Source organism: Caenispirillum bisanense, assembly GCF_039523075.1.
GTDB lineage: Bacteria > Pseudomonadota > Alphaproteobacteria > Rhodospirillales > Rhodospirillaceae > Caenispirillum > Caenispirillum bisanense.
Map to the genome: position 1 here is coordinate 1 of NZ_BAAAEP010000044.1, position 19,536 is coordinate 19,536.

The 19,536-nt window shown below is 72.4% G+C and carries 17 protein-coding genes; 9 read left to right on the forward strand and 8 right to left on the reverse strand.

Features of this window, described 5'->3' with window-relative positions:
* Positions 1–240 (forward strand): hypothetical protein (locus ABD056_RS17060; protein ID WP_343868585.1); only part of this gene is annotated, 240 nt, incomplete at its 5' end.
* 4 nt (positions 241–244) lie between these two features.
* Here ABD056_RS17060 and ABD056_RS17065 read toward each other — a convergent pair.
* From ABD056_RS17065 to ABD056_RS17075, 3 genes are read right to left on the reverse strand one after another with little or no spacing between them, the layout of a single operon-like run.
* The gene (locus tag ABD056_RS17065) at positions 245–748 is read right to left on the reverse strand and encodes a periplasmic heavy metal sensor (RefSeq protein WP_343868587.1); all 504 of its coding nucleotides are present in this window, start codon (positions 746–748) and stop codon (positions 245–247) included.
* Position 749: 1 nt separating this feature from the next.
* Entirely contained in the window at positions 750–1,190 is a 441-nt protein-coding gene (locus tag ABD056_RS17070; protein WP_343868589.1) for a hypothetical protein, read from the reverse strand.
* On the reverse strand, positions 1,187–1,771 hold the full coding sequence (locus ABD056_RS17075; protein ID WP_343868591.1) for an RNA polymerase sigma factor: 585 nt from the start codon (positions 1,769–1,771) through the stop codon (positions 1,187–1,189). Before ABD056_RS17075 ends, ABD056_RS17070 begins: the two co-directional genes overlap by 4 nt.
* A 148-nt stretch (positions 1,772–1,919) precedes the next feature.
* Between ABD056_RS17075 and ABD056_RS17080 the strand changes: the two genes are divergently transcribed.
* Genes ABD056_RS17080 through ABD056_RS17090 form a run of 3 tightly spaced genes read left to right on the forward strand, consistent with a single transcriptional unit; the run spans position 1,920 to position 6,522 of the window.
* Positions 1,920–3,182, forward strand: a complete 1,263-nt coding sequence (locus ABD056_RS17080) for an efflux RND transporter periplasmic adaptor subunit (protein ID WP_343868593.1) — start codon at positions 1,920–1,922, stop codon at positions 3,180–3,182.
* Complete coding sequence (locus tag ABD056_RS17085; protein ID WP_343868595.1) at positions 3,179–5,125, forward strand: MacB family efflux pump subunit; 1,947 nt, start codon at positions 3,179–3,181, stop codon at positions 5,123–5,125. Before ABD056_RS17080 ends, ABD056_RS17085 begins: the two co-directional genes overlap by 4 nt.
* 14 nt (positions 5,126–5,139) lie before the next feature.
* Entirely contained in the window at positions 5,140–6,522 is a 1,383-nt protein-coding gene (locus ABD056_RS17090; protein ID WP_343868597.1) for an efflux transporter outer membrane subunit, read from the forward strand.
* A 62-nt stretch (positions 6,523–6,584) separates the two neighbouring features.
* On the opposite strand, the gene ABD056_RS17095 is transcribed toward ABD056_RS17090, so the two are convergent.
* From ABD056_RS17095 to ABD056_RS17110, 4 genes are all read right to left on the reverse strand, one after another.
* Entirely contained in the window at positions 6,585–8,537 is a 1,953-nt protein-coding gene (locus ABD056_RS17095) for a cache domain-containing protein (protein ID WP_343868598.1), read from the reverse strand.
* 258 nt (positions 8,538–8,795) lie between these two features.
* Complete coding sequence (locus ABD056_RS17100) at positions 8,796–9,389, reverse strand: histidine phosphatase family protein (protein WP_343868600.1); 594 nt, start codon at positions 9,387–9,389, stop codon at positions 8,796–8,798.
* Positions 9,386–10,525: an MBL fold metallo-hydrolase gene (locus ABD056_RS17105; protein ID WP_343868602.1), complete on the reverse strand. Its 1,140-nt coding sequence runs from the start codon at positions 10,523–10,525 to the stop codon at positions 9,386–9,388. The genes ABD056_RS17100 and ABD056_RS17105 overlap by 4 nt, the downstream gene beginning before the upstream one ends.
* Positions 10,522–11,367 (reverse strand): MurR/RpiR family transcriptional regulator, encoded by an 846-nt coding sequence (locus ABD056_RS17110; protein WP_343868604.1) that lies wholly within the window; start codon positions 11,365–11,367, stop codon positions 10,522–10,524. The genes ABD056_RS17105 and ABD056_RS17110 overlap by 4 nt, the downstream gene beginning before the upstream one ends.
* A 188-nt stretch (positions 11,368–11,555) precedes the next feature.
* Here ABD056_RS17110 and ABD056_RS17115 point away from each other — a divergent pair, with 188 nt between their 5' ends.
* From ABD056_RS17115 to ABD056_RS17125, 3 genes are read left to right on the forward strand one after another with little or no spacing between them, the layout of a single operon-like run.
* On the forward strand, positions 11,556–12,551 hold the full coding sequence (locus tag ABD056_RS17115) for an ABC transporter substrate-binding protein (protein ID WP_343868606.1): 996 nt from the start codon (positions 11,556–11,558) through the stop codon (positions 12,549–12,551).
* Positions 12,552–12,561: 10 nt separating this feature from the next.
* On the forward strand, positions 12,562–14,292 hold the full coding sequence (locus ABD056_RS17120) for an ABC transporter permease (protein ID WP_343868608.1): 1,731 nt from the start codon (positions 12,562–12,564) through the stop codon (positions 14,290–14,292).
* Positions 14,280–15,386 (forward strand): ABC transporter ATP-binding protein, encoded by a 1,107-nt coding sequence (locus tag ABD056_RS17125; RefSeq protein ID WP_343868610.1) that lies wholly within the window; start codon positions 14,280–14,282, stop codon positions 15,384–15,386. Before ABD056_RS17120 ends, ABD056_RS17125 begins: the two co-directional genes overlap by 13 nt.
* Positions 15,387–15,409: 23 nt before the next feature.
* Here the strand turns inward: ABD056_RS17125 and ABD056_RS17130 are convergent, their stop codons facing one another.
* Positions 15,410–16,228, reverse strand: coding sequence for a hypothetical protein (locus ABD056_RS17130; protein ID WP_343868611.1), 819 nt, complete (start codon positions 16,226–16,228; stop codon positions 15,410–15,412).
* A gap of 208 nt (positions 16,229–16,436) precedes the next feature.
* Here ABD056_RS17130 and ABD056_RS17135 point away from each other — a divergent pair, with 208 nt between their 5' ends.
* Together ABD056_RS17135 and gltX are read left to right on the forward strand one after the other, a co-directional pair.
* Positions 16,437–18,104: an NAD+ synthase gene (locus ABD056_RS17135; RefSeq protein WP_343868612.1), complete on the forward strand. Its 1,668-nt coding sequence runs from the start codon at positions 16,437–16,439 to the stop codon at positions 18,102–18,104.
* Between the two features lie 61 nt (positions 18,105–18,165).
* Complete coding sequence (gene gltX, locus ABD056_RS17140) at positions 18,166–19,515, forward strand: glutamate--tRNA ligase (protein ID WP_343868614.1); 1,350 nt, start codon at positions 18,166–18,168, stop codon at positions 19,513–19,515.
* Positions 19,516–19,536 lie beyond the last annotated feature (21 nt).

Sequence of the window (19,536 nt, forward strand, 5' to 3'; positions counted from 1 at the left end):
GCCGTGGCGCGGGCGCTGACGGTGCGGCGGCGGGGGGCGGCGGCGGGCGGCCGGGTCGGCCCCGATTTCCTCGCCAGCCTGCGACACCTGCCGCCGGGCGACCGGAGGCGGGCGGTGGCGGCGCGCCATGGGGAGGTGGCGGCGGTGTTGCGCCGCCTGCTGCCCCGCCTCGCCGACGACCGCCTGCACGCGGCGCTGTCCGCCCTCCGCAGCGAGCACGAGGCGATGGCGGTGGGGTGAACGGCTATTCCGCCGGTGGCGCCGCCGGCGGGCCACCACCGCCCCGGCGGCCGCGCGGGGATTCCACCAGGGCCGCCACCGCCTTGCGGCCGTCGCCGTCCAGGCGGGCGAGCAGGTCCGAGGCCATGGCGTAGACCCCTTCCGACACCGCCGCCTCGCTCTGCCGCAGGGCCTCCAGCGCCGCGGCGGTGCGGGTGGCGTCGGGCGGGTCGAGGCGCAGTGCCTCCGCCGCCGCCCGCCGCGCCTCGTGCACCGCCCCGATGCGGGCGGAAAGGGCGGGGCGGTGGGCGGCCAGCACCGCTTCCAGCACCGGGTGATCCTCCGGCGGCAGGGCCTCCTTCAGCTGGTGCGGGCCGGGGATGGAGAAGGGCGGCCGGCGGTGGTCCGGGCGCGGGTCGTCGTCGAAGGCGCCCTTCACCCCGGCGGTGCCGACCGCCGCCACCAGCACCACGTTCAGCACCAGCGAAGCGATCAGCACGAGCGTGCGCCTGTTGCGCGGCAGCGGCATGTCAGTGATCCAGATAGCTGTCGGTCAGGATGGCGTAGGTGAGTAGCGACGGTTCCGCCGCCGCCGGATCGGCGCCAAGGCCACCGCCGCCATCCACCGGCAGCGTGGCGCCCAGCAGCACGCCGGCAACGGCGCAGGCGGCCAGGGCGGTGCCGGCCAGCCGCCAGCCGCCGAACAGGGCGGCGATCTCCCGCCACAGGCCGCGCAGGTCGTTGTCCGGCGCCAGCGCGCCGAGGCGGGCGGCCAGGGCGGCGGAGGGAGGCACCGGCGGCGGCAGGGCGGCCAGGGCGGCTTCCAGCGCCCGTTCCCGCGCCGCCACCGACCGCGCCGCCGCCGAGGCATCGAGCAGCGCCAGGGCGGCACCGCGTTCGGCCGCCGGCCAGCGGGCGGGATCGGCGCCATGGGCGGCCACCAGGGCGGCGAAGCGGTCGGGCGTCATCATGTCACCTCTCCCAGCAGATCGGGGGCCTGGCCGGCCAGGTCGCGGCGGAGCGCCCGGCGGGCGCGGGACAGAAGGGATTCCAGGGCTTCCACCGATACCTCCATCACCTGCGCCGCCTCGATATTGCTCATCTGTTCGTAGTAGCAGAGCACCAATGCCTCGCGCTGACGCTCCGGCAGGCGGTCGAGCGGCGCCCGCACCTGCGCCGCCACCGCCCCCGCCTGCAGGGCCGCCGCCGGGGAGGGGCGGCCGTCGGCCATCTCCGGCGCCTCGTCCAGCGCCAGCGGCCGCGGGCGGCGCAGGCGGTCGCGGCACAGGTTGAGCGCCACCCGGCACAGCCAGGTGCCCCAGCGGGCCTGCCCCGGCTGCCAGCGGTCGATGTGCCGCCACGCCCGCAGGAAGGCTTCCTGCGCCACGTCCTCCGCCTCCGCCCGGCTGCCGAGCAACCGCGCCGCCAGGGCATGCACGATGCCCAGGTGCCGGTCGACCAGCGCCTGCCAGGCCTGCCCGTCGCCATCGGCGGCGCGGCGCACAAGCTCGCCGTCGGGATCGTGGACGGCCGGTTCGGCGGTGGGGGACAACGGCTCCTCTGGCGTGCGACGGGGATCGCGGCGATCCTGCCAACCTCCAACGGGCGGGAGAAGAAAATCCGTCGCGACGGATTTGCCGGCGGCTGTCGTTAGACGCACATACCCCTTTTCGTCCCGCTCCGGTGACCCAGCCCCGACCATGACCGCATCCCCCGAAACCACCACTGCCGACCGTCCGCAGACGACGCCCGCCACCGCCGCCACCACCGCCGAGCCCTCGTGCCGCTCCCGGCGGCGGCGGGGGCGCGGGCGGGTGCTGGCCGTCGTCGTGCTGCTGCTGGTGGCCGCCGGTGGCGCCGCCTACGCCTGGAGCCTGCTTTCGCCGCCGCCGCCGCCGGCCTGGCGCACCGCCACCGCCGCCGTCGGCACGGTGGAGCGCACGGTCACCGCCGTCGGCTCGCTGCAGCCGAAGAACTATGTCGATGTCGGCGCCCAGGTTTCCGGCCAGCTGCGGGCGCTGCATGTGGAGATCGGCGATAAGGTGGAGGAAGGCCAGCTGCTGGCCGAGATCGACGCCCGCGTCTATACCGCGCGGGTGGAGGCCAACCGGGCCCAGATCAAGGACCTGGAGGCCCAGCGGGCCATGCAGCAGGCGCAGCTGGAACTGGCGGAGGCGCAGTACCGCCGCAACGAGCGCCTGTTCCGCTCCAACGCCGCCAGCCAGGATGCGCTCGACATCAGCCGCACCGATGCCGCCGTGGCGCGGGCGCGCATCGCCTCGTTGCAGGCGCAGCTGGAGCAGGCGCGCTCCAACCTGGAGGCCGACGAGGCCAACCTCAGCTACACCCGCATCTATGCGCCCATGGCCGGCACGGTGGTGTCGCAGGAAGCGGTGGCGGGCCAGACCCTCAACACCAACCAGTCGGCGCCGGTGATCATGCGCATCGCCGAACTGGACACCATGACCCTGAAGGCCCAGGTGGCGGAGGCCGACATCGTGCGCCTGTCGCCGGGCATGGTGCTGGAGTTCTCCACCCTCGGCATGGCCGACCGGCGGTGGTCGAGCAGCGTCCGCCAGATCCGGCCGACGCCGCAGATCGTCAACGACGTGGTGCTCTACGACGTGCTGGCCGACGTGCCCAACCCCGACATGGTGCTGATGACCGACATGACGGCGCAGGTCTTCTTCATCGAGGGCCGCGAGAGCGATGTCGTCACCGTGCCGCTGGCGGCGCTGCAAGGCGGCGGCCGGGACGACGGAGCGCCGAGCGTGCGGGTGCTGAAGGGCGACGGCAGCGTCGAGACGCGGGCGGTGACGGTCGGCCTGCGCACCCGCACGGAGGCCGCCATACGCGACGGCCTGGCCGCCGGCGAAACGGTGATCGTCGGCGAACAGGCCCCCGCCCGCCGCACCGGCAGCCCCGGCGCCAACGCCGCGCCCGGCATGGGGCCGCGGCCATGAGCCGGCGGCCGTTGCTGGAACTGTCGGGCGTCGAGAAGGTCTACCGCAGCGGCGACAGCGAGTTGCGGGCCCTGGACGGCATCGACCTGACCATCGCCGCCGGCGAGTACGTCGCCATCATCGGCCAGTCGGGCAGCGGCAAGTCGACGCTGATGAACATCCTCGGCTGCCTTGATCGTCCCTCGGCCGGGCGCTACCGGGTGGCGGGGCACGACATCGCCGCCATGGATGCCGATGCGGTGGCGGCCCTGCGGCGCGATACCTTCGGCTTCGTGTTCCAGCGCTACAACCTGCTGGCCGATGCCTCGGCGGTGGAGAACGTGGAGGTGCCGGCCATCTACGCCGGCCTGTCGCGCGACGACCGCGAGGACCGGGCACTGGCGCTGCTGGATCGGCTGGGCATCGGCGACCGCGGCGGCCACCGGCCGGGGCAGTTGTCGGGCGGCCAGCAGCAGCGGGTGTCCATCGCCCGCGCGCTGATGAACGACGCCGCCGTCATCCTCGCCGACGAGCCGACGGGCGCGCTCGACAGCCGCAGCGGCCAGGACGTGCTGGCGCTGCTGGAGGCGCTGCACGGCGAGGGCCGCACCATCATCCTCATCACCCACGATGCCGAGGTGGCGGCGCGGGCCGACCGCATCATCCACATCCACGACGGCCGCATCGTCGCCGACGAGGTCCGCCGCGCCGCCGTGGCGGAGGCGGAGGCGCCGACCCCGCCGCCGCCGGTGCGCGGCGGCAGCCTGGGCGGCCTCGCCAGCGTGGCGGAGGCGGCCAAGATGGCGCTGCGGTCCCTGCGCACCAACCCCTTCCGCACCGCGCTCACCCTGCTCGGGGTGGTGATCGGGGTGGCGGCCGTGGTTGCCATGCTGGCCATCGGCGACGGCAGCAAGCGCGACGTGATGGACCGCATGGCCTCGCTCGGCACCAACCTCATGGTCATCCGCCCCGGCGCCCCCGGCGTGCGACCGAGCGGCGATAATGCCAGCCTGACCTTCGCCGATGCCGAGGCGCTGCGGGCGGTGCCCAACGTCACCGCCGTGGTGCCCGAACGCAGCCTGAGCGCCACCATCCGCTTCGGCGGCGTCGATTACCGCACCTCGGTCCAGGCCACCTGGCCGGCCTTTGCCGACGCCCGCGACTGGCCCATGGCCGACGGGCTGTTCTTCAGCCGGGAGGATCTGGCGGCCTATGCGCCGGTGGTGGTGCTGGGCCAGACGGTTGCCCGCACCCTGTTCCCCGACGGCCGCAGCCCCGTGGGGGAGTACGTGCTGATCCGCAACGTGCCGTTCGAGGTGGTGGGCGTGCTGGCGGCCAAGGGCGCCTCAGCCTTCGGCCGCGACGAGGACGACATCGCCCTGGTGCCGCTGTCCACCGGCCGCACGCGGCTGTTCGGCGGCGACTACGTCAACGGCATCACCGTGCGGGTGGCGGACACGGCGCTCAACCCGCAGACCCAGGCGGCCATGACCGAGCTGCTGACCGCCCGCCACGGCAGCGAGGACTTCCGCATCCGCGACACCGCCTCGCTGCTGGAAACGGCGGAGCGGACGCAGAACACCCTGACCGTCATGCTGGGGTCGGTGGCGCTGATCTCGCTGCTGGTGGGCGGCATCGGCGTCATGAACATCATGCTGGTCAGCGTAACAGAACGTACCCGCGAGATCGGCGTGCGCATGGCCACCGGCGCCCGCATGACCGACATCCTGCTGCAGTTCAACACCGAGGCCATTGTCGTCTGCGGCATCGGCGGGCTGCTCGGCATCGCCTTCGGGCTGGCGGCGGCGTGGACCGCCTCGGTGTTCGGCGTCTCCGTCGTCTATTCGCCGTGGCCGCCGCTGCTGGCGTTTTCGTGCGCCTTCGTCACCGGGCTGGTGTTCGGCTACCTGCCGGCGCGCAAGGCGGCGCGACTCGACCCCGTGGTGGCGCTCGCATCCGAATGAGGAGGTTCCCGACCATGCCCCGCCCCCGGCGCCCCGCCACCGCCCTGGCCCTGCTGCCGCTGCTGCTGGCCGCCGCCTGCTCCCAGACCCCCGACTACCGGGCGCCGGAGGTGACCGTGCCCGCCGCCTGGGACGGTGCCGCCCAGGAGGCCGCCGCCGCCCGCGCCGATGCCGGGGCGTGGTGGCAGCGGTTCGGCAATGCGGAGCTGACCGGGCTGGTGGAGGCGGCGCTGACGGCGAACCAGACCCTCGCCGCCGCCGAACAGCGCATCGCCCAGGCCCGCGCCGTCCTGCGCAGCACCGGCGCCAGCCTGTCGCCGACGCTCGACGGCAGCGGCAGCCTGTCGCGGCGGGCGGCCGGCGATGGCGCCTCCGATGCCGACACGGCGTGGAGCGGCAGCCTGCGGGCGTCGTGGGAACTGGACCTGTGGGGCGGCAACCGGGCGGCGGTGGATGCCGCCCGCTTCGGCATCGACCGCGCCCGTTTCGAGCGCGAGGCGACTGCCCTGACCGTGCAGGCGGAGGTGGCGGAGGCCTACATCCTGGCGCTCGCCCTCAAGGATCGCCTGCGCATCGCCGCCGATAACCTGGATGCCGCCCGCCAGACTCTCGCCCTGGTGGAGACGCGGGTGACGGAGGGCCTGAGCCCGCCACTGGAACTGGCGCAGCAGCAGGCGACCGTCGCCACCATCGAAGCCAGCATCCCGGCGCTGCAGCGCCAGTTGCGGGCGGCGGAAACGGCCCTGGCGGTGTTGACCGGGCAGCCGCCGCAGGGCTTCCGCGTCGCCGGCTCCAGCCTGGCGGAGCTGTCGTTGCCGGCTCCGGCCGCCGGCCAACCCGCCGACCTGCTGGTGCGGCGCCCCGACATCCGCGCCGCCGAGGCCTCGCTGCGGGCGGCCAATGCCGACATCGGCGCGGCGCGGGCGGCCTTCCTGCCGTCGGTGTCGCTGTCGCTGACCGGGGGGCTGACGGGCGTGCTGACCGGCGGCACCACCACGGCGCTGGACCTTGCCTCCGGCCTTGCGGCGCCGCTGTTTTCCGGCGGCCGGCTGGAGGGGGCGCTGGAGCGGGCGGAGGCGAGCGAGACGGAACTGGTGGCCGGCTACCGCCAGAGCATCCTGACCGCCTTCAAGGATGTGGAGGATGCCCTGGTCGCCGCCGACAGCAGCGCCCGCCGCACCGACCTTCTCAGCGTCGCCGCCGATCGCGCCCGCGAGGCGACGCGGGTGTCGCGCGAGCAGTATGTGGCCGGCACCGCCGACTTCCTGGCCGTGCTCGACAGCCAGCGCAGCCAGCTGTCGGCGGAGGACTCGCTGGTGCAGGCGGAGGCCGATCGCTTCAGCGCCGGCATCGGCCTGTTCCGCGCCCTCGGCGGCAGCTGGCAGACCGGCCCCTGACACGGCAAAGGCCGCCCCGGCACTGCGCCGGAGCGGCCTTTTCGGCCTTTACTAACAAAGGCTTACGCGGCGTTGCCGGTATCTTCCATGAACGCCAGGAACTTTTCCACCTCGCCGGACAGGCTGGTGGAGAGGATGCCGAGCTGACGGGCCGCCTCCAGCACCTGCCCCGAGGAGCGGGCGGCGGAGTCGGCGCTGGCGGCGACGGCGGTGATGTCGCTGGTGACCACTTCGGTGCCGCGCGACGCTTCCTGGATGTTGCGGCTGATTTCCGCCGTGGCGGCGTTCTGCTCCTCCACCGCCGAGGCGATGGTGGCCGACACCTGGCTGACCTCGTGAATGTCGGAGGCGATCTCGCCGATGGCGGCGACGGCATCGCGGGTGGCGGACTGCACGGTGGCGATCTGCTTGGCGATGTCCTCGGTGGCGCGGGCGGTCTGACCGGCGAGGTTCTTCACCTCGTTGGCGACCACGGCAAAGCCCTTGCCCGCCTCGCCGGCGCGGGCCGACTCGATGGTGGCGTTCAGCGCCAGCAGGTTGGTCTGGCTGGCGATGTCGTTGATGAGGTTGACCACGTCGCCGATCTGGGTGGCGCTGGCGTCAAGGCCGGCGATCACCTGCTGGGCCTTGTCCATGCGGCCGGCAGCGCGGGTGGAGATGTCGGAGGCATGGGCGACGCTGCGGCCGATTTCCGAGATGGAGGCCGACAGTTCCTCGGCCGCCGCCGCCACAGTCTGCACGTTGGCGCCCGCCTGCTCGGCCGCCGAGGCGACGGAGCTGGAGCGGCTGCCGACATCGCCGGAGTCCTGCTGCATCTGCTGGGCAAGGCCCGACAGCTGATCGGCGGCATCGGACACCTGATGCACCGAGGCCTGAACGTTTTCCTGGAAGTTGGTCATCATGGCGACGTACTTGGTCACATCGGTCCAGTTCAGCATGGGGCCGATGTACTTGCCGGTTTCGTCGTAGATGGGGATGACCGTGTTCTCGATCACCACGTCGCCCATGGTGAAGCGGCCGGAATAGGGCAGCTTCGACGGGTCGGAGAGGATCTGCTTCACGAACTCGGGCTTGCGGTGGAACGACAGCACAGAGCGGCCGACCACCTCGTCCGGGTTGCAGTGCATGAACCCGGCCAGCTTGGCCAGCAGGGACTTGGCGGCGGTGTTGACGTAGGTGATGTTGAGGTCGCTGTCGCACAGCATCACCTTGGCGGGCTGACGCTCGACCATCTGGTTGAGGCGGAAGGCCTCGCTGACCGAGGCGCGCAGGCGGGCCATGGCCTTGTTGACGCGGCCGATTTCGTCGCCGCGGTTCTGGTCGCCGACCTCGATGTCGGTGCGGCCGTCGGCCAGGGCGGACATGGAGTCGGTGACCTGGCGCAGCGGCCGGGTGATGGACCGCACCAGCAGGTAGGCGAGCACGCTGATGGTCAGCACGAACAGGGCGCCGACGATCACCAGCGGACTTTCACGCTGCCACATCTCGGCTTCCAGGTCGTCGAGGTAGATGCCGGTGCCGATGTTCCAGCCCCAGGGGGCGAAACGGGTGGCGTAGGACAGCTTGTCCACCGGCTCCGGCGCGCCCTTCTTTTCCCACTTGTACCTGAAGTAACCGTCGCCGCGCACCGCGTTCAGCAGCCCGGCGATGACCAGCACGCCGTCGGGATCCTTCACCCCGCTGAGGTCCTTGCCCTCCAGTTCCGGGCGCATGCCGTGGACGAGGTTGATGCCGCGGTCGTCGTAGACGAACAGGTATTCATCATCCTCGAACCGCAGGGCGCGGAAGCTGGCCTTGACCACGGCCTGGGCTTCTTCCTGGCTCAGCAGGCCTTGCTTGACCTGTCGGTCATACTCGGCGGCGATGGAGACGGCGACGCTGACCACTTCTCGCACCAGCGCGCGCTTGTCCTCCAGCAGGACGCTGCGGACCTCCATCAGGCCGGCGGTGATGGAGACCACCAGGGCGGCCACCAGCGTGCCCACAAGGCCGCCGATCTTCAGGGAAATGCTCATGTTCTTCAGGTTCATCATACCCCCTCGGGGACTCTTGCCCGGTCATACGCTTCTGCGGTGGCCGTCTGGTCCCCGGTCCTTCCGATCCAAAGGCGTATGATAAATGAGGAATTTAGCCTTCCGGTTATGATTTTGCAGCTGCGAAATGCAGGGGGGCCAGAAGGATTCCGCATGTCTCGCCCACTTGAATACGCAGACTTCGTGCCATGAAACGCCAAAGTTGTGCGATGGGGCCAAGGGAAGGGGTGATCGAATGGGCTAAAGATCAGGGTCATTACTATCCGGGGCGTAACCCTCCTGTAATTTCGGGTGCAAATGCTTCACAGACTTTGGTCCGTCGACCGTCAGCAGTATCGGCGCCCCGTTGGCGACCGGCGGCCCGTCGCTGTCGCGGCCGTAGAGGTCGAGCACCACCCGGAAGGTGCCCGAATGGGCGACGACCACCGGCAGGCCGGCATCGTCCACCGCCGCCAGGGCGCGCAGGGTGCGCTCGGCGAAGGCGGCGGCGCTCTCGCCCTCCGGCGGGGTGTGGTGGCGGGGCGGGCGCAGGCGGTCGTCGCCGCCCTGGTGGATGCCCCAATGGCGCTCCGCCAGATCGTCGAGCACGGTCAGCGGCAGGTCCGGCCGCAGGGCGAGCAGGGCGGCAGCGGTGGCCCGGCAGCGGCCGAGCGGGCTGCACCACACCGACGTGACCGGCAGCGCCGCCACTTCTGCGGCGGCTGCGGCGGCCTGGGCCTCGCCGGTCGGGTCCAGCGGGATGTCGATCTGCCCCATCACCAGACGGGTGGCGTTCCAGGCGGTCTGGCCGTGGCGGACGAAGACCAGCGGGCGGTGGAGGAAGGACAGGCTCATGCCGCCGAGGCCTCCACCTCGGCGCCGTCCAGCCGCACCGTCGCCGGCGCGAAGGCGGCGGCCCAGACGGCGGCGTGCTCCAGGCGGCCGAAAGCCGGCACCACCACCCGCGGCCGCACCGCCTGCACCAGCGCCCGGTTCTCCCGCAGCGGCGGATGCACGTTCCACCGCCGCCACGTTGCCGCGCCCACATCCAGCAGCGCCCGGGCCGGCGTCGCGGCCGGCACATGACCGGTGAGCAGGATCGGTAACCCCGCCGCCCGCCACTGCTCGGCCAGTCCCACCGCCGGCCCGGCCTCTAGGGTGGCGCCGACGGCGATGGTGGGGCGGGTGGCGCCGCCGGCCAGCGGCGCCGTCTCCACCAGCCGGGCGAGCAGCGGCGCGATGCCGGGGCGCAGGGTGGCGGCATCGGCATCGAGCAGCCGCGCCGCCGCCTCCCGCGTCACCGGGCACAGGGCCGGGGCCGGCAGCCCGGCCTGAAGGGCGGCCACCGCCATCTCGACGCCACGTCCGGCCGGCGGCGCCGGCAGCAGCACCGGCCCGTCGCGCAGGGCGGCCAGCACCTGCGGCGTCCGCTCGCCCTGCGGCACGTCGTCGACGCCGTAGGAGGCGTCGAGCACCACCACCGCCGCCGGCGGCGGCGCGTCCTGCGCGAACAGCCGCGACTCGCCGCTGTGGTCGCCCATGTAGAGAATGCCGCCGACCTCCGCCGTACCCGTCGCGCTCACATGCAGCCACACCCCGCCGGGAGCATGGCCCGAGCGGCCGGTGCGGATGGTGAGGCCGCCGATCTCCAGCCGCCCGCGCAGGGGCAGCGGCCGACAGTCGACAGCGAACTGGCGGCCGACGGCCCGCGCCACGGCGGCGGTGGCATGCACCGGCGGGGACCCGATCACCGGCAGCAGGTCAAGGCCACCGATGTGGTCCTCGTGCTGGTGGCTGAGCAGCACGGCATCCACCGGCCGCCCGTCCAGCCGCGACAGGTCCGGCCGGGGCGGGGCGTCGCCGCTGCCGGCGCCGAGGTCGAGCAGCAGGCGGGTGTCGCCGTCATCAATGAGGAAACAGGCGGCATGCTTGCCGCCGAGGCCGGACAGCGGCGTCAGGCGCAGGCTGCCGGCGGAGCGGGGAGGTGTCATCGGCTGTCGTCTTCCAACTGGCGGCGCAGGCTGCCGTAGCGTTCCACCGCCCGGATGGACGCGCCGCCATCGACCAGGGGCAGGGTGAGCAGGATGGAGGTACACAGGGCCATGGGGATGGTCAGCGACTGGGACTCGCCGGCCACCCCGCGCGGCGCCGACAGCAGCAGGTCGGGCGCCGGCCGCACCAGCGGCCCGATCAGGTCCGCCACCAGGATGGAGGCGGCGCCGCAGCGGTCCGCTTCCTCCAGCACCGGCGGCAGCAGCGGCGGCACGGCGGAGAAGGCGAAGGCCATCAGCACGTCGGTGCCGGCCAGGGTGTTGAGCCCTTCCGCCAGATCGCGGCTCTGGGCCTCCAGCACCTCCACCGGGCGGCCGACCCGGCGCAGGCGGCGGGCCATCATGTCGCGCAGCAGGCGGGAGGAGCCTTCGGCGAACAGCAGGATGCGGCGGGCATCGGCGATCAGGCGGGCGGCGCGGGCGATCTGCTCCTGGCTGACGTGGTTGGGCAGGTCGCGCAGGAAGGCCTGCTCGCGCTCCACCACCGCCTGCAGCACCTGATCGGGCGGCAGGTCCTGCACCCGCTTGCGCAGGCGGTCGTGCGGCTGTTCGCCGGCCAGGATGTCGGCCTGCAGCCGCGCCCGCAGGTCGGAGAAGCCCTCGAACCCCAGCTTGCGCGCCAGCCGCACCAGCGAGGCGGCATGGACGCCGGCCCGCTGGGCGATTTCCGACGCCGACGACATGGCGGACCCGGCCGGGTTCTCCAGCAGCGCATCGACCAGCCGGCGGTCGGCGGGCGTCAGGCGTCCGGCGTGCTGGCGGATGATTTCCTTGAACGACATGCGGCCTCGCAGAGGGTGGCGTCGGCGCCTAGTGGTAATTCAATTCGTATTGCAGAAGTGTGAATTTTTGCAACGGTGATTGCAAAGGCGATTGCGCCGCCGCGGCGCCCTCCGTACCGTCCGGTTGCGACGCGGCCCCTCTGCCGCGACCCCAGGTTCACCCCACCCGACACGGAGTTTGGCGGAAAATGCGCAAGTCCCTGAGCAAGGTTGTGGCCGCGGCCCTGGCCGCCGGCGCCCTGGTGGCCGGCGTGCAGACGGCGGCAGCGGCGGAAAAGCTGGTGCTCTACACCTCGCAGCCGAGCGAGCAGATGGATCAGGTGCTGGCGCTGTTCAAACAGCAGCGGCCGGACATCGAGGTGGAGATGTTCCGCTCCGGCACCACCGAGGTGATGAACAAGCTGCAGGCGGAAGTGGCCGCCGGCGACCCCAAGCCCGACGTGCTGCTGATCGCCGACAGCGTCGCCATGACCCAGCTGAAGGCCGAGGGCCTGCTGCAGCCTTACGAGGGCGCCGACGTCTCGCGCCTGCCGAAGGGCCAGTACGATGCCGACAAGACCTTCTTCGGCACCAAGCTGATCACCACCGGCATCATGTACAACACCGCCGCCGGCCTGCCGGCGCCGACCTCGTGGCAGGATCTGCTGAAGCCGGAAGCCAAGGATCAGGTCATCATGCCGAGCCCGCTGTATTCGGGCGCCGCCGTCATCCACGTCGCCACCATGGCGGCGCAGCCGGAGTTCGGCTGGCAGTACTTCGAAAAGCTGGCCGAGAACGGCGCCGTCGCCGGCAAGGGCAACGGATCGGTGCGCGATGCGGTGGCGCGCGGCGAGAAGGCCTATGGCGTCATCATCGAGTACATGGCCTACGGCCAGAAGGACCAGGGCTCGCCGGTGGACTTCGTGTTCCCGGCGGAGGGCGTCACCGCCATCAACCAGCCGGTCGCCATCCTGAAGACCGCTCGCAACGTCGAGGCGGCGCGGGCCTTCGTCGACTTCCAGCTGTCGCCGGCGGCGGCGGAGCAGTCGGTGCAGCAGAAGTACTTCCCGATCCTGGAGGGCGTGACGCCGCCGGCCGGCTACCCCGATCCGGCGACGCTGAAGATCATGGATGCCGATGCCGGCTACCTGATCGAGTCCACCGAAGACACCAAGCGCCGCTTCGCCGATCTCTATGGCGGCTGAGGGCTTGAGCGTGAGCGTGAGCCTGCCGGCGCGGCCGCCCCTGGCGCCGCGCCGGCCGTGGCCCGATGGCGGCCGGCTGCTGCTGGCCGGCATCGGCGTCTACGTGCTGGCGCTGTGCTGCCTGCCGCTGCTGCGGCTGTTCGGCGAGGCCGTCGCCATGGGCGGCGTGGACGACATCCTGCGGGTGTTCGACAGCCGCGCCGTGCGCCTCGCCACCTGGCGCACCATCGAGGCCAGCCTGGGCGCGACGGTGGTGTCGGTGGTGATCGGCACCGCCATGGCGCTGGTGGTCGGCCTGACCGACGTGCGGGCGCGCACCACCCTGGTGTCCCTGCTGCTGCTGCCCATGCTGGTGCCGGCGCAGATTTCGGCGCTGGCGTGGCTGGAGATGACCGGGCCGGCCAGCACCATCCTCGGGCCGCTCGGGCTGGCGCCGCCGCCGGGAACGCGCAACTGGCTGTATTCGCGCGAAGGCATCATCCTGCTGATGGGGATCGAGCATTCCACCATGGTCTTCCTGGCGGTGCGCGCCGGGCTGCGGTCCATCCCGCGCGATCTGGTGGAGGCCGGCCGTGCCGCCGGCGCCGGGCCGCTGCGCACGGTGGCGGCGATCATCCTGCCGCTGCTGCGGCCGGCGGTACTGGCGGGGGCGGCGCTGGCCTTCGTCGCCGCCATCGGCAACTTCGGCATTCCGGCCATCCTCGGCATTCCTGCCCGCTACACCATGCTCACCGCCCTCATCTACCAGCGCCTCAGCGGCTTCGGTCCGTCGGTGCTGGGCGAGGTGGCGGTGCTGTCCATGATCCTGGCAGCGCTGGCGGTGATCGGCCTCGCCATCCAGGCCCTGGCCCTGCGCCGCTCCGGCAGCGGCGGCCGGGTGGTGGTGGGGGGCGACGGTGCTACCGTGCCGCCCTTCGCCCTCGGCCGCTGGCGGCTGCCGGTGGAGGCGGCGGTGTGGGCGTCGCTGCTGGTGATGGCGGTGGTGCCGCTGCTGGCGCTGATCGGCACCTCGGTGAGCCAGGCGCTCGGCGTGGCGCTGACGGCGGAGACGGTGACGCTCGCCCATTACGCCACCGCCTGGGCCAACGATGCGGTGCGCCGCGCCTTCCTCAACAGCGGCCTGCTGGCGACCACCGCCGCCGCCGCCACGCTGGTGGTGAGCCTGCCCTTCGCCTATCTGGTGGCGGTGCGGCGGCAGGCGGCGGCACGGCTGCTGAGCCTGGTGGCCGATGCGCCCTTCGCGCTGCCGGGCATCGTGGTGTCCATCGCCTGCATCCTCACCTTCCTGCCGCCGCTGCCGGTGGTGGGGGTGAGCCTGTACGGCACCTTCTGGATCATCCTCATCGCCTATCTGGCGCGTTTCCTGGCCCTTGGCCTGCGGCCGACGCTGGCCGGCATGGCGCAGCTCGACCCCGCGCTGGAGGAAGCGGCCCGCATCGCCGGCGCCGGCACCTTCAGCCGGCTGCGGCGCATCGTCCTGCCGCTGGCGGCGCCGGCGGCGGTGGCCGGGGCGCTGCTGATCTTCATGAGCGCCTTCAACGAACTGACCGTCTCCGCCCTGCTGTGGAGCACCGGCCAGGAAACCGTCGGGGTGATGATCTTCAACCTGTATGACGAGGGCAACGCCACCGCCGCCTCGGCGGCCTCGGTGCTGTCGGTGGCGCTGCCGCTGCTGGCCGCCGCCGCCGCCTCGCTGCTGGCCCGCCGGCTGCCCAAGGGAGTGCTGCCATGGCAAGCGTGACGCTCGACCGCGTGCGCAAGAGCTTCGGTCCCGCCACCGCCGTCGACGGCGTCAGCCTGGAGGTGGCGAGCGGCGAATTTGTCGCCCTGCTCGGCCCCTCGGGCTGCGGCAAGACCACCCTGCTGCGGCTGGTGGCGGGGTTCGAGGCCGTCAGCGACGGCCGCATCGCCCTCGACGGCGCCATCCTGTCGGCAGCCGACACCCATGTGCCGACGGAACAGCGCAACATCGGCATGGTGTTCCAGTCCTATGCCCTGTGGCCGCACATGACGGTGTGGGAGAACGTCGCCTTCGCCCTGCGCATCCGCCGTCTGCCGCGGGCGGAGGTGTCGCGCCGGGTGCAGGAGGCGCTGGCCATGGTCGGCCTCGACGCCCTGGCGCGGCGGCGGCCGGCGGCGCTGTCGGGCGGCCAGCGGCAGCGGGTGGCGCTGGCCCGCTGCCTCGCCATGGACCCCCGGCTGGTGCTGCTGGACGAGCCGCTGGCCAACCTGGACGCCCACCTGCGCGAAACCATGCAGGGCGAGTTCAAGGCCTTCCACCGCCGCACCGGCGCCACCATGCTCTATGTCACCCACGATCAGGCGGAGGCGCTGGCGCTGGCCGACCGCATCGCCGTGATGATGGGCGGCCGGCTGCGGCAGGTGGCGAGCCCGCGCGTGCTCTACGGTCGCCCGGCCGACTGCGACGTCGCCCGCTTCATCGGCAAGGGGGCGGTGGTGCGCGGCCATGTGCGGCGGGTGCAGGCGGCCGGCGACGACAGCTGGTGCGAGGCCGACATCCAGGGGGTGGCGCTGCGGCTGCGCTGCCGCGCCGACCAGCCCGCCGGCGCCGCCGACATCTGCCTGCGGCCGGAAGGCTTGCGTCTCGGCGCCATGGACGGCGGCGGCAGCCTGCAGGCGACGGTGACGGAGGTGGTGTACCAGGGGCCGCGGCAGGAGGTGACGCTCACCCTGCGCGGCGGCGGCCACGATCCGCTGCGCCTGTGGCACCCGGCAACCGCCGAGACCCTGTATCCCGGCGCCACCGTGCCGGTGGGCATCGCCGACGGCTGGGTGATCGGCCCGCCAGTGGCCGCAGCGACGGCGGGCGCCTGAGCCGCCGTTCGAACGAAGGGGCCTCAGGCCGACAGGGCGGCCGGGGCGCAGACGTGCTCCAGCAGCACCGTCACCGAGGCCACCGCCTGATCGCCGAAGCGGTCGCGCAGGGCGAGGCCGCCGTCGGCCGCCAGTTCGCGGCGGAACGGTTCATACAGCGCCCGCAGCATGGTGTCGGCCACCGCCGGCGTGCAGCGCCAGGCGGGGTCGCGGTCCTCCGGCAGGGCGGGCGGCAGGTGGTTGTTGACCACCAGGCACAGCCAGTCGCGGCGGCGCTCGAACGGCTCGAAATGGGCGGCGGCGGCGACCAGCACCTCGGAAACCAGGGCGCGGGCGCCGTCGGTCTGGCTGAGGTCGAGCCAGTCCACCAGCCCCAGCCGCTCCTCCCGGTGGCGGCCGAGCAGGCGGTTGGCCTCGCGGCTGCAGCGGTTCATGGTATCCGGCCCGACCATCATGGCGAGCGCCGCCATGAAGCCGGGAATTAGCCGCCGTGACAGCGAGGCGCCGGCGCCGGCGGTACCGTCGTCACCCATGCGCTTGGGGAACAGGTGGCTGAAGCGGCGGGTGAGCAGCCGCTCGAACGCCCGGTGGCGGCGGTCCTCCCACAGCATGGCGTCGTGGACGCGCAGGCATTCCACCGGCGCCCGGGCGGCGACCGGCGTGGCCGCCAGGAAGTCTTCCGCCAGGCTGCGCAGCCGGGCGATGTCGAAGCAGCCGTCGTCCGGGCCGCCGCAGGCCTCCACCTGAAGATGATCCAGGAACGCGGTCAGCAGCCGGCGGTTCATGGACAACGGGCAGGCGCGATCCTCGGCATGGGCCTCGGAGGATGGCACGGCGGCCATGGGCGATCTCCCTTCGGAATATGCGCTTATTTGTGGCAGCGTACCCCTTTCGGCGGTCGGAGGCGATAGGACTTAAAGAATGGGCCTAAAGTCATAGAACCACCGACGGCGTGCGCGCCGCCGCCGATCCTGCCGCTGCCTCGCGGCGTTGACACGGGCAGGCGCCGCCCATAGCCTCCCTGCCATCCTCTTCCCTGGGGTCGCCTCCATGACCGATGCCTCCGTCGCCCGCCTGTCCATCCTGCTGGCCCAGATGAACCCGACGCTGGGCGACATCGCCGGCAACGTGGACAAGATGCGCCGCATCCTAGACCGCGCCCAGGCGGCCGGCGCCGATCTGGTGGTGACACCGGAACTGTCCATCTGCGGCTACCCGCCGGAAGACCTGGTCTACCGCCGCGCCTTCCTGGAGGCAGTGGAGCAGGGGGTGGAGGCGCTGGCCGAGGAAACCATCGGCCGCCCGGCGCTGCTGGTGGGGGCGCCGTGGCGCTGCGACATCGGCGTGGTCAACGCTGCCCTGCTGCTGGCCGACGGCGCCATCCAGGCGGTGCGCGCCAAGCATCACCTGCCCAACTACGGCGTCTTCGACGAACAGCGCGTCTTCGTGCCCGGCCCGCTGCCCGAACCGGTGGAGTTCAAGGGCGCCCGCCTGGGCGTGCTGGTGTGCGAGGACATGTGGTATTCCGACGTTGCCAGCCACCTGAAGGCCCATGGCGCCGAGATCCTGGTGGTGCCCAACGGGTCGCCCTTCGAGGTCGACAAGCACGAGGTGCGGCTCAACCACGCCGTCGCGCGGGTGTCGGAATCGGGTCTGCCGCTGGTCTACGTCAACCAGGTCGGCGGTCAGGACGAACTGGTGTTCGACGGCGGCAGCTTCGTGGTCAACGGCGACTACGCCCTGGCCGCCCGCGCCGCCAGCTGGGGCGAGGACGAACTGCTCACCCGCTGGAGCCGCAGCGCCCGCTTCGGCAGCTGGGCGGTGGAGGCGGCCCGCATCGAGCCGCAGCTGGACCGCTGCGCCGAGATCTACAACGCCATGGTGCTGGGCACCCGCGACTATGTGAACAAGAACGGCTTTCCGGGGGTCATCCTCGGCCTGTCGGGCGGCATCGACAGCGCGCTCTGCGCCGCCGTGGCGGTGGATGCCCTGGGGCCGGACCGGGTGCGCTGCGTCATGATGCCGTCGCCCTACACCAGCGGCCACAGCCTGGAGGACGCCGGCGCCGTCGCCCAGGCGCTGGGGGTTCGGTACGATACCGTCAACATCGGCCCTGCCATGGCCGCCTTCGACACCATGCTCGGCGACCTGTTCGAGGGCCGGGCGCCGGACATCACCGAAGAGAACATCCAGTCGCGCGCCCGCGGCATGGTGCTGATGGCGCTGTCCAACAAGTTCGGGCCGATGGTTCTCTCCACCGGCAATAAGTCGGAGATGAGCGTCGGCTATGCCACCCTCTACGGCGACATGAACGGTGGCTACAACCCCCTGAAGGACGTCTACAAGACCGACGTCTTCGCCGTCTGCCGCTGGCGCAACGCCAACCGGCCGGAAGGGGTGCTGGGCCCGTCCGGCCCGGTGATGCCGGACCGGGTGATCACCAAGCCGCCCTCGGCCGAACTGCGCGAGGACCAGAAGGACGAGGATAGCCTGCCGCCCTACGACGTGCTGGACGCCATCCTGCGCGGCCTGAACGAGGACCAGAAGGGCGTCCGCGACCTGGTCCACGACGGCTACGACCAGGCCACCGTCGAGAAGGTCTGGACGCTGCTGAACCGGGCGGAGTACAAGCGCCGGCAGGCGCCGCCCGGCGTCAAGATCACGCGCCTCGCCTTCGGGCGGGACCGGCGCTATCCGATCACCACCCGTTTCAAGTGACCGCCGGCTGCGGCCGCCGCTGCTGCCGTCGGTCCCCCCACTGCCGGAAGACACTGAGTCCATGACCGTTCGCGTCCGTTTCGCGCCGAGCCCGACCGGCGAGCTGCACGTCGGCAACGTCCGGGTGGCGCTGGTGAACTGGCTGCTGGCCCGCGGCGGCCACGGCGCCTTCGTGCTGCGCTTCGACGATACCGACGCCGACCGCTCGCGGCCGGAGTATGTGGAGGGCATCCGCCGTGATCTCGGCTGGCTCGGCCTCGCCTGGGACGAGGAGCATTTCCAGTCGCGGCGGCTGGCGGAGTATGACGCCGCCTTCGCCCGGCTGCAGGCCATCGGGCGCATCTACCCGTGCTGGGAAACGCCGGAGGAACTGGACTTCAAGCGCAACCGCCTGCGCGCCCGCGGCCTGCCGCCGGTCTACGACCGCGCCGCCCTGCACCTGACCGAGGCGGAGCGGGCGGCGCTGGAGGCGGAGGGCCGGCGGCCGCACTGGCGCTTCCTGCTGGAGGCGGAGGACGTGGCGTGGCAGGACGGGGTGCGCGGCCCCTGCCACTATCAGGCCGGCAGCATCTCCGACCCGGTGGTGCGGCGGGAGGACGGCACGTACCTCTACATGCTGCCATCGGTGGTGGACGACATCGCCATGGCCATCACCGACGTGGTGCGCGGCGAAGACCACGTCACCAACACCGCCGTGCAGATCCAGATGTTCCGCGCCCTGGGGGCGGAGCCGCCGCGCTTCGCCCACCTGCCGCTGCTGGTGGATGCGGAAGGGAAGGGCCTGTCCAAGCGCCTCGGCAGCCTGTCCATGGCCGACATCCGCGGCGACGGGCTGGAGCCCATGGCGGTGTGCAGCCTGCTCGCCCGCCTGGGCACCGCCGATCCGGTGGTGGCGGAGCAGGGCCTGGCCGAACTGGCGGCGGGCTTCGACCTCGGCCGCTTCGGCCGCGCCGCCGCCCGCTTCGACCCGGCGGAGTTGACGGGGCTCAACGCCGCCATCCTGCACGCCATGCCGTTCAGCGCCGCCGGGCCGCGTCTGGTGGCCATGGGGGTGGCGACCGCCGTCGCCGAATCGTTCTGGGAGGCGGTGCGCCCCAACCTCGCCCGCTTCGCCGACGCCTATGAGTGGTGGCGGGTGGTGACCGGGCCGGTGGTTCCGGTGATCGCCGCCGAGGATGGCGCCGTCGCCGCCGCCGCCCTGGAGGCGCTGCCGCCGGAGCCGTGGGACCAGGAAACCTGGGGCGCCCTCACCGCGGCGGTGAAGGCGGCCACCGGCCGCAAGGGGAAGGGGCTGTTTCTTCCCTTGCGTCTGGCACTCACCGGGCGCGATCATGGGCCTGAGTTGAAAGCCCTGCTGCCGCTCATCGGGCGCGAGCGGGCGGCGGCCCGATTGTCCGGTGCCTCCGCCTGACTGTCGTCGGTTGTGCGGTGC